This is a genomic window from Anaerophaga thermohalophila DSM 12881, assembly GCF_000191885.1.
GTDB classification, from domain to species: Bacteria; Bacteroidota; Bacteroidia; order Bacteroidales; family Marinilabiliaceae; genus Anaerophaga; species Anaerophaga thermohalophila.
In genome coordinates this window covers 1-2,092 of sequence record NZ_AEWI01000195.1, presented here as the reverse complement: position 1 = coordinate 2,092, position 2,092 = coordinate 1, and the positions used below count along the sequence as shown (strand labels likewise).

Below are 2,092 nucleotides of genomic sequence, written 5' to 3'. Positions count from 1 at the left end.
ATTTTGTATTGGTCGAGTACTGCCTGAATATATAATCCTGTATAACGGTCAAATCTCCTTCGTTATCGCGTTCAATAACAGTGTAAAGCCCGTTTTTATCGAGGTTCGATAACTGCCGGAACTCGTTAACTGACATATCTTCGGGATAAAACCGGGCTCCCGCAGGTTTCTGTCCAATACCCTTGATAAAAGGCTCATTGTCGTGCAGCCGATCCCATGGACCGTAATTGATTTCGGCGTAACGCCTCAGATGGTCATTCTTAATGTTATCCAGTAGTTGCTCTTTATTGCCCCATGCCTGTTGCCAAAAGAGATTATCCATGATGTCAGCTACTTCAAATAGCAGGGGAAGCATTTCTTTTTGAGAAGGGGATAATGCCGACAGATCGGTTGTCAATCTGAATGACTGGTAAGCTTCAACTCTGTCTTTTATGTCTTTAACAGAGGCTTCGTATTTTTTGGAGGTTGGTTGACATGCGGCAATTATTATAACAACAGCAATAAAAGCGGGAAACCGTTTCATAGATGAGTTTTTTACGAGTTGTGCAATGCGACCTCAAATGTAGGGATTTTTTTTAATATTTCACCTTTACCTCGTTTTCATTAAGCAGTTGACGGAGTCGTTCTATTTGTTGCTGTTTGTTAACTTCTCTCAGGTTTTGTGCTGTTTTGGTAAAGTATTGATGTTGTTTGATAAAATCGAGCTGCATCTGATTCCACTCCTGCCATGAATCCACCATTTGCCTTTCCTTTAGTTCTCTGTAAAGCATGTTTGAAACCGGGATAAAGTCGGTACGTCCCAGATAGTCCAGATCCGAATCGCACATTACCTCTTCCAGTTTGTCTTTTGGTTGAGGCGGAAGTTTGGTCGCCAGGATCAGCCGGCAGATTGTGTCGATCCTGCTTTGGGGAATATTGTAGCGGGGCAGTATCTGGCGGGCCATTAAAACGCCCTGGTGTTCATGATAGCGATAATCTACTATATGGCCTGCATCATGAAACAAAGCGGCAATTTTTAGTATAAGAATCTCTTCTTCACTGAGTCCTTCGGCCCATCCGATAAGTTCCACTTCGGTAATTACATCGACCGTGTGTTTCACATTGTGATAATACAAATTGGAAGGGAGGTTTTTTTCAAGAAGGTCTAATATATTCTCCTGAATATCCATGAACTGTATTTGTCCGTATCGAACATCAAAAGTTTCGTTATTTTCGAAAACATTATCCGCGACATGAAGATCGTCTGTCAGCCCGTTAACCAGATACATGTTCATGGCACCTTTGTATTTTACGGGTATGCTCCCCAGATGTGAGACGTTGAAAAACTCTTTGACCAGCTCATAGGTCATTTCCGACATGTTTATTTGCCCCGGCGGACAGCTTTCTCCAATCCGGCAAACAACATTGACGTTATCGCCGCTAATTGAATAAGGGGTATATTGTTTGCCGGGGTCAACAGAGAGAACCGGTCCAGTATGTATTCCCATTTTCACTTTCCAGAAGGGTTGTGATTTTTGTTGTTGATAAATGTTTAGGATGGCCCTGTGCATGCGTATAGAAGCCATTGTAATGTCTATTGGATTTGTTCTGTATTCATTAGACAGTCCTGCTGCATAAATAATATTATCTCCGAAACTCTTAATTTTGGTTAGTTTGAAATCTTCGGCAACTTTATCAATGGTAATATATATTTCATCCAGAATATCAATGAGGTCCGACTGACTATCCATTTTGGCGAGGTCTTCAAATCCACAGATTGAGATATATAAAAGTGACACTGTTTTCAGGTGCTCGACTTTTTTTTGTGTCTTTTTCTCTGGGAAGTCGCTTGCAACAGGCCCGCTGATGTCTGAAAAGCGTGCAAGAAGTTCGTTATATTTTTCATTCTGTTTCTGAATGAGAGAATACCGCCCAACAAGATTCTGAAGCCGGGCATTTAGTTCTTTATTACGGTTGGCAAGATTTTGAATTCGCTGAATATATTGATTTATGTTGTCCATGATAATAAACTTATATTCTATGAGCCCGGTCTAAAAAGCATCCTTGTTGCCAAACTCGTTGTTGTTTTAAATTTTTGTATCCTCATTAACAA

1 protein-coding gene and 1 pseudogene are annotated in these 2,092 nt (G+C 40.7%); both read right to left on the bottom strand.

The window, feature by feature from the left end; all coding sequences use genetic code 11:
* Window positions 1–523, bottom strand: a pseudogene (locus tag ATH1_RS19935) (dipeptidyl-peptidase 3 family protein); the annotation flags it as partial.
* A 52-nt stretch (window positions 524–575) separates the two neighbouring features.
* Window positions 576–2,000 (bottom strand): adenylate/guanylate cyclase domain-containing protein, encoded by a 1,425-nt coding sequence (locus tag ATH1_RS0117600; protein WP_010422070.1) that lies wholly within the window; start codon window positions 1,998–2,000, stop codon window positions 576–578.
* Window positions 2,001–2,092 lie beyond the last annotated feature (92 nt).

Bases quoted from the DNA above. Each gene is read 5' to 3' on its own strand.
- ATH1_RS0117600 (WP_010422070.1), bottom strand. From the start codon at position 2,000: ATGGACAACATAAATCAATATATTCAGCGAATTCAAAATCTTGCCAAC.